We start from the raw sequence: 14,186 nt of genomic DNA on the forward strand, positions 1-14,186 counted from the left end.
TGTGGACAACCTCAACAGCGATATTGAGTAAAACCTCAGCAATCAAAATTATTGCGCTTTATCTTAACTTTGTTTACCTATACTATAAATTCAAAGGCTTCAAAGATAGGATCGCAGATGTCAAAACAAACGTTACAACTTCATAGTGAAGAACTTACCATTCATAGTTTAGATGTCGATGCGACAATTGATCCTGCCTTACTCCAACAAGCTATTTTCTTTATTGCAAAAACGGCTGATGAGCTGTCTATTGTCTGCCCTAGTAGTTTCCAACTCGACAGTCTTGATCAAGAAACCGACTGGCAAGCTCTGGAAGTCATTGGCCCACTTGGTTTTTCGTTAACTGGTATTATGGCGAATATTTCTGGCGTGCTAGCAAAAGCGTCGATTTCGATTTTTGCTTTATCAACCTACGATACCGATTATGTATTGGTGAAAAAGCAAAGTATGGCAAAAGCTATTACAGCCCTGAAAAAAGACGGTTACCATGTGCTAGGTGATGTTAAATAAGTCATGACTAACGAAGTTCAATACTTACCCGAACGCAGCCTCAGAAAAGCGCGCTGCATGGCCATTAAAAGCCCATTTACCGGGCGTGTAAAAAGCATTAACGAGCATCCTGAGCCATTTTTTCGTTTTGCCACCCTTGGCCCAGGCATTAGTGTTGAACTAACTAGCCACAACATCATCGCGCCATTCGATGGCACCCTATTACAAGTTAAAAATGCCGGTAAAGAATACATCTTACAGGCAAAAAACGGTTTAAAAGTTTTATTAAACTTATCGTTTTCATCGGTTGAAGAACATATCAATCACACCAATATTGCTAAATTAAACGGCAGTAAAATTAGCAAAGGTGAACGATTAGCCTATTTTGATTTACGCGAGCTGAGCAGCCCTATGCTTGGCACACTGTGCGTTCTCAATAGCCAACACCTTGGACCCCTATATTATTCACTATCTCAGGTCACTGCTGGGGTAGACACATTACTCACTGTAACTAAAAAGTAGAATTTATGACTATCATGTACGGTATCAGCAATTGCGATACAATCAAAAAAGCCAAGAAATATTTAACTGATAACAATCAAGAATTTACTTTCCATGATTACCGTAAAGACGGCATTAGTGCTGAGCTAGTTAACGAATTTGCAGCGCACATTGATTGGCAAGATTTAGTTAATAAACGCGGCACAACTTACCGTCAATTATCTGATGAGCAAAAGCAAAACCTAGATAAAGAATCTGCATTAGCATTACTGGTTGAGCAACCTGCGATGATCAAGCGCCCGGTACTTGTGCATAACGGCCAATACCACTTAGGTTTTAAAGCAGCTCAATACGATGAGATCTTTGCCTAATGACTCACCCTGTTATTGAACTTGCTCAAGCGCTTATTCAGCGTGAATCAGTAACGCCTGAAGATGCTGGTTGCCAAGCGTTAATGAACGAACGCCTTGAAAAACTAGGCTTTAATATTGAATCACTGTTTTTCACTGATACCTTGAATACTTGGGCTCGTAAGGGCGATGCGTCACCGCATTTTTGTTTTGCTGGTCACACTGATGTTGTACCAACAGGTCCTGAAAAAAATTGGCAGCACCCGCCTTTTTCTGCACTGGTAAAAGACGGTATGTTACATGGTCGCGGCGCAGCCGATATGAAAGGCTCTTTAGCTGCTATGGTGGTTGCCACAGAGCGTTTTGTGGCTAAACACCCAGATCATAAAGGGTCAATTTCGTTTTTAATTACTTCTGATGAAGAAGGCCCGTTTATCAACGGCACAACCCGTGTTATCGACACTCTTGAAGCACGTGGTGAGAAGATTGATTTATGCCTAGTTGGCGAACCATCTTCACGTGATGTACTTGGCGATGTAGTAAAAAATGGTCGTCGCGGTTCTTTAACTGGCTTTTTAACTGTTAAAGGTGTGCAAGGCCATGTTGCTTACCCGCATTTAGCGCAAAACCCAATTCATTTAGCTGCTCCTGCGTTAACTGAGCTGAGTCAAACCGAGTGGGATCAAGGTAACGAATTTTTCCCTGCAACGAGCTTTCAGGTTTCGAATATTAACGGTGGCACTGGTGCCGGTAATGTGATCCCAGGTGAGCTTGAAATTCAATTTAACTTTCGCTTTAGCACCGAAGTAACTCACCAACAGCTACAACAGCGAGTCGTAGAAATTGTTGAGAAACATAACCTGAATTACGAGCTAAATTGGATTGTCAATGGACTGCCGTTTTTAACCGATCATGGCCCGTTAGTTGATGCCACCGTGCACGCTATTAAGCAGGTGACGGGACGCGACACCGCTCTTGAAACCACCGGCGGTACTTCTGATGGTCGTTTTATCGCACAAACGGGTGCCAAGGTCATTGAGCTTGGTCCGCGTAATGAAACTATTCATAAAGTAGATGAATGTGTTAGCACGGATGATTTAATTCAACTAGCTGATATTTACGAAGTCATTTTAGAGCAACTGCTTACATGAACCAAACCGAGCTTAAACAATGCGCCACGGGGTTAAGTAGCTCACATTTAGTTGAGCTACAAAATCATCGCTTGCATCGTGATATTGTTAATGATTTTTTAGCTCTGCAGCAAGGAGCAAAAGAAGCTGGTATCGATCTGACAATTGCCTCAAGCTTTCGTGACTTTCATCGTCAAAGTGCTATTTGGAATGCTAAATTTCAGGGCCTTCGACCGGTTTACACCCTTGAGCAACAAACGGTAGATTTAGAAAGCCTAAGTGATACTGAAAAGTGCCATGCTATTATGCTTTACTCGGCACTTCCAGGGGCAAGCAGACACCACTTTGGTACCGACCTCGACATTTACGATACCCGCCCTATTGACGATGATTACCAGCTGCAATTAACGCCTGATGAGTATTCACCCACAGGGCCTTTTGCCAAGCTTGCTGCATGGCTTGACGATAACCTAGAAAAGTATGGTTTTTATCGCCCTTATAAAGATTACAAAGGTGGGGTTGCCCCTGAGCCTTGGCATATCAGCCATATTGGTGTATCTGCAAAGATGATGGAGCATTTGTCAGTTGCAACATTACAGCAATGTATTGAACAAAGTGAGCTTAGCGGCAAGCAAGCGATACTAGCTGAACTTAACACTCTGTATGAACGCTACGTATTAAATATTAATACGTCCTAATTTTAGCCATTAAAAACACCAGTACAGCGCCAAGAATTAAGGCGCTGGCTAAAACTAAACGCGCTGTTAATTGCTCATCTAAAACCACCACCCCAGCTAATGTGGCAAGCACAGGCACGGTTAGCTGCACTACCCCTGCTTGGCTACTTTTAAGCCTAGGTAGTGCAATGTACCAAATGCTATAGCCAAGCCCAGATGCAAGCGCTCCAGAGGCTATCGCTAAATAAACCCCACTCGCAGTAATACCTTGCCAATCAACCACGGCTAGAAACACTAAAATTGGCACGAGTATTAAACTTCTTAGAAAGTTAAAGCTGGTTGCTTGCAACGGTGAGCTGCATGATTTTCCGCGAATACTGTAAATACCCCATGCCACGCCACTTAACGCCATAAGCATTGCTGGTATGAAAGAAGGCACTGTGGCTGAGGGCAGCATTAAGTAAATAAAACCCGCAAAAGCAACAAACAAAGCCCCCCACTGCACTTTACTGAGTGGTTCTTTATTTAAAACACTATGGCCTATCATGGTTAACTGTACTGCTGAAAATAAGATAAGTGCGCCTGTGCCTGTGTTTAAATCAACATAGGCAACTGAAAAGCACAGCGCGTAAACAAATAAACTAAGGGCACTGATATTGTTACCTTTATCGGTTAAAGGTTGTGCTGATTGTGATTTTGATCTCAATAAAGTTGTTTGCCATAAAAGTAAGCCAAGCAACATAAATGCCCCACTGGCTAAGCGAATAGCAGTAAAACTTAACGGATCAATATCACCACTTTGTAATGCCATCCGGCACAGCAAAGAGTTAGCTGCAAACGCACAAAGTGCAATCAAGGTATACAGTATGGTGCTCAACAAATGAGTTATCCTTTTGGTTTTAAAAAAGATAAGACCTAAAATTAGACAATTAACTTACGATTTTTTACATAATTTATCATAGAAGGTTAAGCCTCGTATGCTAATCTCAGTACATTGTTTAAAAGGAGTGTTCAGTGCATCGACGTTTATTTATTGGGGCTGCTTTACTGTTATCTGGTTGCAGTACCATAGGTATTACTGATCTATTCCAAGATTATGCGACGCAGCTAAGACCTGTGCGCCAAGCTGTTTCTCAAAATAACATAGCAAGTGCTCAGCAGCTTTTGCCAAGTAACAGCCGAGGCCATAGTAACTATTTGTTAAATCAGCTTGAAACGGCCCGTCTTGAGTTTTTGGCTAAACAAAATTCTCAGGCCAATGAGACCTTTGAAGCTGTTTATCAAAATATGGAAAAAAAGCGCCAAGCAGCCAAAGTACAGCTAAGTGCAGGCCTTGAGCAAACAAATTCATTATTAACCAATGACTCAGTGATTGGTTATGAGCCAGCAGCCTATGAAATGACCATGCTGCATAGCTACAAAGCACTGAGTTATGTATTTAATAAACAACTTGAATCTGCATTAGTTGAAGTTAGGCGTGCTAATAAAGTGCAAGAAGATGCACTAAAAGACAACCAAGCTGTACTTGATGAACAAGCAGAAAAGGCAGCCGAAGGCTACCCTGATATGGCCGAGCTAATTGGTAATGTCAAAAATGGCTTTCAAAATGCCTTTACGTTTTATTTGTCTGGCCTACTTTATGAGGCAGATAAACAGTTTGATGATGCCTATATCGATTATAAAAAAGCACTCGAAATAAATAGCGAAAATAGCTACTTACAGCAAACAGTGTTACGCCTTGCCAAAAAACAAGGGTTTGATCAGGACTTTGAAGAATTTAGCAAACGCTTTGGCAAGCTAAAGCAGACTCAAGCAAACACGGGCCAAGTAATTGTAATTGCAGAGCAAGGGTTGATACCAGCAAGGCAAGAGTTTCATTTACGATTACCCATTTATACCTCCCGTGGTGATGCTCGCTTTTACAGTATTGCCATGCCAGTTTATCGCGATGCGCCTTATGCGGGCAGTGATAAAACCGTGAGTCTCGGCGGGGAAAATTTGCCACTGACGCCCATTGTTAGGCTTGAAGCGTTGGCTGCAAAGACGTTAAAAGATCAAAGTGCTGGCAGAATAACCCGCCAAGTAATGCGTTTGGTAGCAAAAGAAAAGATGCGCGCAGAATTGGCAAGAAGCGGCGGCGATGTCGGTAATATTTTAGCGAATATTTATAACATTGCATCAGAGCAGGCTGATACGCGAAGCTGGTCGACTTTACCAAGTCAACTGAGTATTGCTCAGCACGCGATGCCAGCAGGTCAGCACGCTTTAACCGTGCCAGGGCATGGCGATATTGATTTTACGGTTAGTAAGCAAGGGTTAACCTTGATTTTTCTAACCTCTATAAATAACTACTACGACACACATGTCGTACAACTCTAGGAGCAATGATGAAATACTTAGTGCCACTATTAACCATTTTACTTGTTGCGGCTTGCTCCTCACGCCCTACCACTTCTGGCATTGGTGTTGAGCAGGCATCACAACAGTATAACCAACAACTGATTGTTAATAACCCTGAACTTGGCAAGAAATTAGCCATTACAGATGTAAAAACACGCCAAACAAATGGCTTAACAGATGTTGTTGTGACACTGGCAAGCCAGTACAAAAAGTCTCAATACTTACAGTATCAATTTACTTGGTATGACGCTGATGGCTTTGTTATTCGCGGCAACCACTCACCTTGGCAACCTATTACATTATTTGGATTTGCTAAGACCCAATTACCGGGCCTAGCCCCGACAGCAAATGCTGTCACCTTCTCGCTTGCAGTGCGTGAAGTGTCAACAGAAGCACAAGAATTTGAAGATTAAGGATACTACAATGAAATTACTTTCTGTTAAGTCGGCTGCGGCCGTTGCAATGACAAGCGCTTTATTGCTGTCTGGTTGTGCTAATAAAGCCGTTGTTAGCTATGGTGATGCGCAAGCTGTTGAAACCACAGATATCAACTTTGGCTCAACGGATCTACAAAAAGTAGCAAGCCAAATGACAGACTCGTTACTTGCTTCACCTGTGGTTGGCACCATGACAGCAAATACCCGCCCTATCGTGTTTGTTGAGCGTATTAAAAACAAAACGAGCGAGCATATTGATACTGAATCTATTACTGATTCAATCTCAACACAGTTATTACGCAGTGGTAAGTTCCGCTTTGTTGATATGACCCGCGTTGAAGCTGTGCGCGAGCAACTTAATTTCCAAAACGTTGACCCACTTGTAAATCCAAATACCGCTATTGCCTTTGGCCAGCAAGTTGGTGCGCAATATATGTTATACGGCAACTTATCGAGCATTGTTAAATCAAATGCTGACAAGGCTGATGTGTATTATAAATTCACTATGCGTTTAATGGATTTAAAAAGCGGCCTAGTTGAGTGGGCTGATGAAACTGAAATCCGTAAAACACGTGAGAAATCAACTTTTGGCTGGTAGTCAGGAGGGTTTATGAAATACCTAGTAGCAATCCTAGCAAGCTGTTTATTACTTAGCTCGCCAAGTTATGCTGACTATCAGCGTAACAAAGCAGTACCTGTACAACAGGTGTTGTTTGGCTCAGTACAGTCAGTGCGAACAATTACTGAACAAGAGCTGGTCAGAGATAAAACCAACGGCTGGGAAACGTTTGGTGGTGCGCTAATTGGCGGTGTTATCGGTAATCAGTTTGGTGGCGGCAGTGGCCGCACTGTAGCAACCATTTTAGGTTCGATGATTGGTGGCTCTGTTGCCCACAACCGCCAACAAAACAGTCGCGTTATACAGTATCAGCTCGTTGAATTAATGATCAAAGTAGAAAGCGGCGAACAATTTATGGTTGTGCAAGATAAAGACAACCAAATGCTGTTTAACCAAGGTGATAAAGTACGTTTGGTCTACCTCACCGATAACACGGTGCGTGTTGATAAAGCTTATTAAAAAAGCGAGCCTCGGCTCGCTTTTTTTAGCTTTGTCGATAATCAGCGAAGAATCGCTGCATCTTACTCATGGCTTCTGTTAAATCATCTTTGTTTGGTAAAAATACCAATCTGAAATGATCAGGATCAGGCCAATTAAATGCGCGACCATGCACTAATAAGATTTTCTCAGCTTTGAGTAAATCTAAAATCATGCGCTCATCATCTTTAATGTTAAAGTGCGCCGTATCCACTTTCGCAAAAGCGTAAAGTGCCCCTTTAGGCTTTTTACAGCTAATACCATCAATGGCATTTAAACCACGCCATGCAATATCACGCTGCACATACAATCGACCACCAGGGTTTATCAAGTTATCGATTGACTGCACACCGCCTAAAGCTTGTTGAATAGCATACTGAGCAGGCACATTGGCACATAAGCGCATTGATGCCAGCATATCTAGGCCACGGCTTAAGTCGTCCATCATGCTAGTACGACCGCTTAACACCATCCAGCCCATACGCAATCCCGCAGCGCGGTAAGTTTTTGCTAGGCCATTAAAGGTGATAATTGGCACATCATCACACAGCGCACCAATCGAGCTGTGGCTGACACCGTCATACAAGATTTTCTCGTAAATTTCATCGCTCAGTAACAATAACTTGTGCTCGCGAGCAATATTGATAAGTTCCATCAACAGATCATCACTATACACCGCCCCTGTTGGGTTATTCGGGTTTATAAGCACCAACGCTTTGGTCTTTGAGGTGATCTTCGATTTAATATCAGCAATATCAGGGAACCAATCTTGTTCTTCATCACATAGATAATGCACAGGGTTACCCCCTGCTAATTTAACCGATGCAGTCCATAGCGGATAATCCGGTGCAGGAATAAGCACTTCATCGTCATTATCAAGTAATGCTTGTGTGGTCATTTGAATTAATTCGCTGACCCCATTGCCGATATAAATATTATCGACATCAAGATTAAATAATCCGCGTTGCTGATAGTGTTGATAGACAGCCACACGGGCTGAGTAGAGGCCTTTAGAGTCACAGTAGCCTTGGGCTGAATATAAGTTACGGATGATATCTTTGTGCATATCTTCAGGCATATCAAAGCCAAAGGCAGCTGGATTGCCAATGTTTAGCTTTAATACTTTTTGCCCTTCGTCTTCCATTTTTCGAGCTTGTGCAAGCACAGGCCCACGTATGTCATAACAGACACCGTCTAGTTTGTGACTCTTTTTGATTTGTGACATGGTTACCTCTACTAATTAGCCTTAAGACTACCCCAGTAAAGGGGTACCATGCCAGAGGATTTTTGCGGTTATAACTGAAATAAATTCAAGTTTTTAGCGAGTAGCGAACCAAGCTTGTAATTTTTCTACAGAACCTGAAACTTGTTCATCAAGGGTTTGTGATTTTTCTTGTGCAGTAGATACATCGCCTTGGTTTAGGGTCAGTTCAATTTCTTGAGCAAGCGATGATAAACTCGCGGCACCAAATTGAGCCGCATTTGATTTTAAGCTGTGTGCATGCCTTGCAGCTGCTTCGTTATCTGAACCAAGATTTGCAAGTACTTCAGAACCTAAACGCTGAAATTCACTACAACAAAAGGTCAAGGTGTCGGCAAATTGGTCACCTAAAAGTGATTCCATCCCTTCAAGTGCACTCTCATCAATTGTGATTGTCGTCATCTTTATCCCTTAATCAAAAACGTAATTATATAAATCGCAACTTTAGCCGTTCATAGCTAAAAAGCAAACCTGCTTTGCGAGTTAAGCTCATGTATACTAGGCATAGTTTTGATTTACACCTGAGTTCGTATGGCTAGAGAATTGTGCTCACATTGTGGCTTTTCAGTTAAAACCTGTTTATGTGATTCAATAAGCATAATCAATAATAGACTAAAAATCATTATATTACGCCACCCTAATGAGGAAAAAGTTACTAAAAACACCGCTAATTTACTGAATTTAGGCTTAGATAATTGCCAGATCCTTGCGGGTGAGTCAGAACAAGACTTTTTACAGCTTGCAACATTGCCAAAAGAAACAACAGCGGTACTCTATCCTGCTGATAATGCATTATGTTTAGATGAACACACGGCCACTACAGATGCTTTCAAACAGTCTTTAACTCATTTAATCGTGATAGATGGTACATGGAAAAAAGCCTACAAAATGCTGCAATTAACTCCTAGCCTCCACGCATTTCAAGCCGTGAGTTTTAAGCAAGTACCACAAAACAAATACGTCATCCGTAAAGCACCTCGAGCAGATAGTTTGTCAACTTTAGAAGCTGTTGCTCATAGCCTTAAATTAATTGAAAGCCTTGATGTAACACCGTTATACAAATTATTAGCAGCACTGGTCGATAAGCAAACCCAGCATATGCCAGATGATGTTAAGGCACGCTATCTATAATGCGTGTATCAAAACGACTTAGCGCGGGTTTTCATCGTCAAGGACCAGATTATCGCTTTGATGATCAGGTTGATTTTGTCGATATTCGCGATACCTTTGGTTTTCGTACCATGGTGGTTGGCAATTGGGTTAATAAGCAAGAGCGGCTATTAGCGGCGAATTTAATTTACGATGCCTTAGCTGATCTTGCGCAAATACTGGCTTTACCCCCAACGGCAATTGGCCTTAGGGGTAAGCTTAATTTTGCCTTTGGTCATGGTGGCCAAAAAGGTGTGCAGGCTCATTACAATGCTCACAGCCAAACCCTTGCGCTTGCAAAAAATGCCGGCGGAGGCGCTCTCGCCCATGAATGGTTTCATGCGTTTGATCACCATATTTGTCAGCATTTATTCAAAGGCAGAAAGAGTATGCAATTTTGCTCAGCACTGTGGCTCGAACAATCACCGGATTTAAGCCATCCACTTAATCAGCGCTTAAATGAGTTTTATCATCAGGTATTTTTAGACTCCTCAGGTGAAAACCCAAATGCGTTCGTGAAGCAATCTATCGCTTTTGATAGGCAAGTAAAGCAACTTTATATGAGTATGCCTGAAGAACTAGCGGCTCGCTGTTTTGAAAAGTGCATTGCCATGCACCCTGATATAAAAAATAGCTTTTTAGTGAGTGGGTTATCGACAAGTGGCTTAATCTACCCAGATGAGCAGCATACAATGCGCTGCTTTTCAGCACTGCTGAATTACTTTAATCAGTTAGGTTCGCTGTTGCATCAAGGCTAATTTCAACTTTCTGCACCTCGCTTATCCAAGTTAAGTAATCATCTGCACAAAGCGGTTTTGAAAAATAATACCCTTGTCCAAATTGGCAGCCATAACTTTGCAGCATTGCTAGGCTTTGCTCATCTTCAATACCCTCAGCAACAACATGTGCACCCAAAGTAGTGGCGATATCACAGGTAGCCCGGCAGATACTCTGATCGTTAACTGAAAATGGCAGGTTTAACACAAATTGTTTATCTATTTTAACTTCATCAAAGCCTAGCTGGCTCAGATAGGCAAGCGATGAGTAGCCAGTACCAAAATCATCAATTGCAAGCTTTAAGCCGATTAAACGGTAGTCATCAAGTGTCGCTTTAATTTTTTTACTTTCTTCTAAAGTGGCTGATTCTGTCAGCTCCAACATCACAGATTCAGCCGCTACTTTTTGCTCATTTAAAATAGTGATTAACAGCACGGGTAAGTCTTTATTTAATAAATCTTTTGCTGAAATATTAATAGAAATAACGTGATCGGGTATCAGTTTGCAAAACTTTGCTTGCCACTCAATGCCTCTTTCAACAACCCATTCAGTTAACTGATTGATCACACCGGCTGACTCTGCAATTGGAATAAACACATCAGGGCTTACTGCACCAAATACGGGATGCTGCCAACGCAGTAATGCTTCACAGCCAACAACTTTGCCTGCTTTTAAGCAAATCTGTGGCTGAAAGTGTAAGCTGAGTTGGTTCTCATCAATCGCAGTTTTGAGCGCAGCAGCAATCGATAACCTTTGCTCAGACAGGCGTGCAGTTTCTGAATCAAACATGCGCCAACGCTCACCTTGTAAACGCTTTTCAGACATTGCTTGTATCGCACATTGGAAAATTTGTTTCGCGGTATTACCGTGCATTGGGTAATAAGCAACGCCGATATCAACACTGTCGACTAAATTAATTTCTTCATGGGTGAGCCCTTCTTCAAACACACCATGGATCAAACATGCAAACTGCTCAATGTGACTTAGTTCAAGCTCTCCCATTATTAGACAACCAAATGTGTTATCATCAACATGTGCAAGCCAAGCACTTCTACTGGTTTGGATTTCAAGTTTTAGTGCATTCATACTCTGCAACTGAGTATTTAAGATACTTAATCTTTCATTGATACAAATATTGGCCTGTTCAAAGCCAAAGGTAGAACGGGCATTTGAAAGTACATGAGCCTTAAATAATAAAACTGAGAAGTGTTGTTTCTGCGAAACTTTTTTCACTATCTGCGCGAGCAAAAATTGCTTATTTGGCAGTTTAGTATCTGCATCATGCAGCATAGAATAATTAAATGCTGATATTTGCTGGCGATCTTTTAACAACAGTACGGAACATATCGCCAACGAAGTGAGCAGCAATATGGTGTTATGGACACCATGATAACCAATCCCAAATCCATTCCAAATAACTAGACTCAGCACTTGAATAACAATAGTTAAAAGCATAAAAACACGTAGGTGGGTTCGGCTATTTTTACGCCCCATTAAACTAAAAAATAGAGCACCAGCAAAACTCAAGAATCCAACGCAAGAAACGATAAATAACCACTGGTGATTGAACTGTGGTTGAATTGATGAAAGTAAAGCTGCAATTAGCAAACATGCAATCATTGCTTGCCATGCTTTTTGAAAAAGAGGTTTGTATGTATGAATGGCTAAAAAATGATATAAAAAGTAGCTAACAAAACACAGTGCAAATTCATTAACCGGCCATTTTGCTTCCCATTCTAAGCCATCAACTAGATAGTTGATTAAACCGTTATCTATGAGAAATCCGACCGTAACAAGCAAAAAGTAGGCACTTAACACCATATACTTTAGTTGCTGAGAGACAAAGAAATATACTGCGCACACGAACATGCATAAAATTAGCACGCCTAAAATTGCGCCATAGCTTAAAATTATTTGATGTAAATTGGTTTCAAAAGTTTTAGCAGAGACCACCCCAACTTCTATCGTCAGTGCCCTATCATGCACAAAGTTAACTAAAGCCCAGCGATGTCCTTGGCTATGCTCAATCAACCAATGAGGACGAACATTCGATAAACTTTCTAGTGAAGCGAGTCGTTGATTACTAGTAGCCTGAAAGTTTTCATCTAAAAGATAAAACTTAGCCCAGCTTAAATTGGGTTCGCCAAGAAAAACAACATAGTTTTTATTTTCGGGTAGTTGGTATAAATCGATGACTAGCCAATGGGATGTTTTAGCTGTAAGGCGGACCGAGCTTGTTTCAAGCGCATTTAGTTTTTCTGCGCTTTGTAACGATACTTCAAGAGATTGGCTAAGTTTGGCAAGTGGTTGTTCTGAATCAAGCAACCAAACAGACAAATCATCACTGGCAGCAAAAACACTGGTGCAGTGTATCAATACACAACTCAATATTATGAGCAGCTTTGTGATAATCCAATTAACTTGCTTGCCAACAATGTGCATTTTAGCTCCGTGCTTTTAACACCAGCTAAAAGTATGGGACCGATAAGCTTAAATTGCCAATTATAGTGAACTAAATTAGGTAAAAAGTTCGAAAATATATTATGTGGCACTAAGGCCACATAAACTGGAGTTATTTATTGTCATCACTAATACGGCTCGCTACTGCCGAATTTTGATCTTTATATTTTGCGTCTTTACGAACGTTGTATGGGTTTTCAGCAGGACTTGTCATGGTTTCAAAGCTCATAGCACCAATTTTCATCATTGGGCGTAAAGCCAATGGCAATTTGCCTGAATTATAAAACTCTAACACGATATTACCAGACCAGCCTGGATCAATACGATGTGCTGTTACATGAACCATCAAACCAAGACGTGCTAACGATGAGCGACCATCTAACCAACCAACAATATCTGCTGGTAATGTAACTTTTTCGTGGGTGATAGCCAGTGCCAATTCACCTGGGTGAAGGAAAAATGCTTCTTCTTCAGCAAGCACAATTTCATCACTCATAATTGATTCCATCGCCTTGTTAAGCTGATCTTTTGGACCACTTAAGTCAACATAGGCTGCGGTATGATCTTGGAAAACTCGAAACTTGTTGCCCAAACGCAAGTCTACCGTCACACCTGAAATCATTTCTTTACTCGGTGTTGGCTCAATAACAATGCGGCCTTCGTCAATATACTGCTGAATATGGGTATCTGATAATCTCATTTATTATTCTACCTAAAACAACTTAAACATATGATTTTAAGCTGAAAAAACACGCTAAGCTCTAGTTGAAACACAACAAAAGTCGAGTGTGAATCAGTAAAGCCAAATGGAGTGGATATAGTGTGGCATATATTACACAAATCATCAGCGTGTTGCGCGAATTATTCTCAACAAAATAAGGTAAGTCATCTCAGGTTATAAGATCAGTGATTTCTGATTTAACTGAGATGCTAAGGTTTGTTTTAATTACGCGATTACAGGGAGAATGAGGATAAGTTGTTATGGATTACATTATTTTATCCGTAATAACATTGCCAGCATGTGTTGTCGCAATTTTAATAGCCAAACACTATGCTAAAAAGCACGATTTATGGCATGGCTTTCTCGTTTTTGTCGGTTCACTACTATTAACTAGCTGGTCGGTGGTGGGCTTAGTTGCTAACGAAACGTTCTTTTTCCCGCTACCTTCATTACTTACTATTGCCTTTTACTTCTACTGTTTTGGTGAAACCGATATTGTGTTCATGCCTAATTTATTAATTAATCCTGGCATTGCTATTTTCTGCTATTTTTTTGGCTACTTACTTTATCGCAAGAAGCCTCTTTAAAAACGTCTTAATTATCAGATTTAAAGTAAAAGATCCACCTTCTAAAGAAGGTGGCTTTGCATTAGCCCCCTAGAAGGGGGCGTTGTTTACTGCAGTGTTAACTGCGCCTGCTCTTGCACCTCTTCCTTTTCTTGGTGCCTGACATACCGTC

General features: G+C 41.2%; 17 protein-coding genes. 12 read left to right on the top strand and 5 right to left on the bottom strand.

Features of this window, described 5'->3' with window-relative positions:
- The first annotated feature begins 117 nt into the window (after window positions 1-117).
- From ABMY41_RS01900 to ABMY41_RS01920, 5 genes are read left to right on the top strand one after another with little or no spacing between them, the layout of a single operon-like run.
- Window positions 118-510, top strand: coding sequence for an ACT domain-containing protein (locus tag ABMY41_RS01900; protein ID WP_054552960.1), 393 nt, complete (start codon window positions 118-120; stop codon window positions 508-510).
- 57 nt (window positions 511-567) lie between these two features.
- On the top strand, window positions 568-1,011 hold the full coding sequence (locus ABMY41_RS01905; protein WP_244269382.1) for a PTS glucose transporter subunit IIA: 444 nt from the start codon (window positions 568-570) through the stop codon (window positions 1,009-1,011).
- A 5-nt stretch (window positions 1,012-1,016) separates the two neighbouring features.
- On the top strand, window positions 1,017-1,361 hold the full coding sequence (locus ABMY41_RS01910; RefSeq protein ID WP_054561266.1) for an ArsC family reductase: 345 nt from the start codon (window positions 1,017-1,019) through the stop codon (window positions 1,359-1,361).
- Window positions 1,361-2,491 (top strand): succinyl-diaminopimelate desuccinylase, encoded by a 1,131-nt coding sequence (gene dapE, locus ABMY41_RS01915; protein ID WP_166340707.1) that lies wholly within the window; start codon window positions 1,361-1,363, stop codon window positions 2,489-2,491. The genes ABMY41_RS01910 and dapE overlap by 1 nt, the downstream gene beginning before the upstream one ends.
- Window positions 2,488-3,168 (top strand): M15 family metallopeptidase, encoded by a 681-nt coding sequence (locus ABMY41_RS01920; protein WP_349274012.1) that lies wholly within the window; start codon window positions 2,488-2,490, stop codon window positions 3,166-3,168. The genes dapE and ABMY41_RS01920 overlap by 4 nt, the downstream gene beginning before the upstream one ends.
- Here ABMY41_RS01920 and ABMY41_RS01925 read toward each other — a convergent pair.
- Complete coding sequence (locus ABMY41_RS01925) at window positions 3,155-4,024, bottom strand: DMT family transporter (protein ID WP_349274013.1); 870 nt, start codon at window positions 4,022-4,024, stop codon at window positions 3,155-3,157. The genes ABMY41_RS01920 and ABMY41_RS01925 overlap by 14 nt on opposite strands.
- 137 nt (window positions 4,025-4,161) lie before the next feature.
- Here ABMY41_RS01925 and ABMY41_RS01930 point away from each other — a divergent pair, with 137 nt between their 5' ends.
- From ABMY41_RS01930 to ABMY41_RS01945, 4 genes are read left to right on the top strand one after another with little or no spacing between them, the layout of a single operon-like run.
- Window positions 4,162-5,526, top strand: a complete 1,365-nt coding sequence (locus ABMY41_RS01930) for an adenine DNA methylase (RefSeq protein ID WP_349274015.1) — start codon at window positions 4,162-4,164, stop codon at window positions 5,524-5,526.
- Between the two features lie 8 nt (window positions 5,527-5,534).
- On the top strand, window positions 5,535-5,960 hold the full coding sequence (locus ABMY41_RS01935; RefSeq protein ID WP_054552954.1) for a YcfL family protein: 426 nt from the start codon (window positions 5,535-5,537) through the stop codon (window positions 5,958-5,960).
- 10 nt (window positions 5,961-5,970) lie between these two features.
- Window positions 5,971-6,582, top strand: coding sequence for a penicillin-binding protein activator LpoB (gene lpoB / locus ABMY41_RS01940; RefSeq protein WP_054561262.1), 612 nt, complete (start codon window positions 5,971-5,973; stop codon window positions 6,580-6,582).
- A 12-nt stretch (window positions 6,583-6,594) separates the two neighbouring features.
- Window positions 6,595-7,062, top strand: a complete 468-nt coding sequence (locus ABMY41_RS01945) for a glycine zipper 2TM domain-containing protein (protein WP_055021127.1) — start codon at window positions 6,595-6,597, stop codon at window positions 7,060-7,062.
- Window positions 7,063-7,087: 25 nt separating this feature from the next.
- On the opposite strand, the gene ABMY41_RS01950 is transcribed toward ABMY41_RS01945, so the two are convergent.
- Window positions 7,088-8,305: a pyridoxal phosphate-dependent aminotransferase gene (locus ABMY41_RS01950; protein WP_054552951.1), complete on the bottom strand. Its 1,218-nt coding sequence runs from the start codon at window positions 8,303-8,305 to the stop codon at window positions 7,088-7,090.
- A 93-nt stretch (window positions 8,306-8,398) separates the two neighbouring features.
- On the bottom strand, window positions 8,399-8,743 hold the full coding sequence (locus tag ABMY41_RS01955) for an Hpt domain-containing protein (RefSeq protein ID WP_251598701.1): 345 nt from the start codon (window positions 8,741-8,743) through the stop codon (window positions 8,399-8,401).
- 129 nt (window positions 8,744-8,872) lie between these two features.
- On the opposite strand from ABMY41_RS01955, the gene ABMY41_RS01960 reads away from it, so the two are divergent.
- Window positions 8,873-9,472 carry a tRNA-uridine aminocarboxypropyltransferase gene (locus tag ABMY41_RS01960; RefSeq protein ID WP_349274016.1) on the top strand — a complete coding sequence of 200 codons (600 nt, stop codon included), beginning with the start codon at window positions 8,873-8,875 and terminating at the stop codon, window positions 9,470-9,472.
- Entirely contained in the window at window positions 9,472-10,248 is a 777-nt protein-coding gene (locus tag ABMY41_RS01965; protein WP_332393159.1) for a CLCA_X family protein, read from the top strand. Before ABMY41_RS01960 ends, ABMY41_RS01965 begins: the two co-directional genes overlap by 1 nt.
- Here ABMY41_RS01965 and ABMY41_RS01970 read toward each other — a convergent pair.
- Together ABMY41_RS01970 and dcd are read right to left on the bottom strand one after the other, a co-directional pair.
- Window positions 10,214-12,709 (bottom strand): EAL domain-containing protein, encoded by a 2,496-nt coding sequence (locus ABMY41_RS01970; protein WP_349274018.1) that lies wholly within the window; start codon window positions 12,707-12,709, stop codon window positions 10,214-10,216. The two genes, ABMY41_RS01965 and ABMY41_RS01970, sit on opposite strands and share 35 nt — an antisense overlap.
- Window positions 12,710-12,839: 130 nt before the next feature.
- Window positions 12,840-13,427, bottom strand: coding sequence for a dCTP deaminase (dcd, locus tag ABMY41_RS01975; protein WP_055021131.1), 588 nt, complete (start codon window positions 13,425-13,427; stop codon window positions 12,840-12,842).
- 281 nt (window positions 13,428-13,708) lie between these two features.
- Here dcd and ABMY41_RS01980 point away from each other — a divergent pair, with 281 nt between their 5' ends.
- Window positions 13,709-14,035 carry a hypothetical protein gene (locus tag ABMY41_RS01980; RefSeq protein WP_251598695.1) on the top strand — a complete coding sequence of 109 codons (327 nt, stop codon included), beginning with the start codon at window positions 13,709-13,711 and terminating at the stop codon, window positions 14,033-14,035.
- Window positions 14,036-14,186: the final 151 nt, after the last annotated feature.

The sequence above is a fragment of the Pseudoalteromonas sp. BZA4 genome, assembly GCF_040104395.1.
In the GTDB taxonomy this organism is placed as follows: Bacteria; Pseudomonadota; Gammaproteobacteria; order Enterobacterales; family Alteromonadaceae; genus Pseudoalteromonas.

Bases quoted from the DNA above. Each gene is read 5' to 3' on its own strand.
- ABMY41_RS01900 (WP_054552960.1), top strand. From the start codon at position 118: ATGTCAAAACAAACGTTACAACTTCATAGTGAAGAACTTACCATTCAT.
- ABMY41_RS01905 (WP_244269382.1), top strand. From the start codon at position 568: ATGGCCATTAAAAGCCCATTTACCGGGCGTGTAAAAAGCATTAACGAG.
- ABMY41_RS01910 (WP_054561266.1), top strand. From the start codon at position 1,017: ATGACTATCATGTACGGTATCAGCAATTGCGATACAATCAAAAAAGCC.
- dapE (WP_166340707.1), top strand. From the start codon at position 1,361: ATGACTCACCCTGTTATTGAACTTGCTCAAGCGCTTATTCAGCGTGAA.
- ABMY41_RS01920 (WP_349274012.1), top strand. From the start codon at position 2,488: ATGAACCAAACCGAGCTTAAACAATGCGCCACGGGGTTAAGTAGCTCA.
- ABMY41_RS01935 (WP_054552954.1), top strand. From the start codon at position 5,535: ATGAAATACTTAGTGCCACTATTAACCATTTTACTTGTTGCGGCTTGC.
- lpoB (WP_054561262.1), top strand. From the start codon at position 5,971: ATGAAATTACTTTCTGTTAAGTCGGCTGCGGCCGTTGCAATGACAAGC.
- ABMY41_RS01945 (WP_055021127.1), top strand. From the start codon at position 6,595: ATGAAATACCTAGTAGCAATCCTAGCAAGCTGTTTATTACTTAGCTCG.
- ABMY41_RS01950 (WP_054552951.1), bottom strand. From the start codon at position 8,305: ATGTCACAAATCAAAAAGAGTCACAAACTAGACGGTGTCTGTTATGAC.
- ABMY41_RS01955 (WP_251598701.1), bottom strand. From the start codon at position 8,743: ATGACGACAATCACAATTGATGAGAGTGCACTTGAAGGGATGGAATCA.
- ABMY41_RS01960 (WP_349274016.1), top strand. From the start codon at position 8,873: ATGGCTAGAGAATTGTGCTCACATTGTGGCTTTTCAGTTAAAACCTGT.
- ABMY41_RS01965 (WP_332393159.1), top strand. From the start codon at position 9,472: ATGCGTGTATCAAAACGACTTAGCGCGGGTTTTCATCGTCAAGGACCA.
- ABMY41_RS01970 (WP_349274018.1), bottom strand. From the start codon at position 12,709: ATGCACATTGTTGGCAAGCAAGTTAATTGGATTATCACAAAGCTGCTC.
- dcd (WP_055021131.1), bottom strand. From the start codon at position 13,427: ATGAGATTATCAGATACCCATATTCAGCAGTATATTGACGAAGGCCGC.
- ABMY41_RS01980 (WP_251598695.1), top strand. From the start codon at position 13,709: ATGGATTACATTATTTTATCCGTAATAACATTGCCAGCATGTGTTGTC.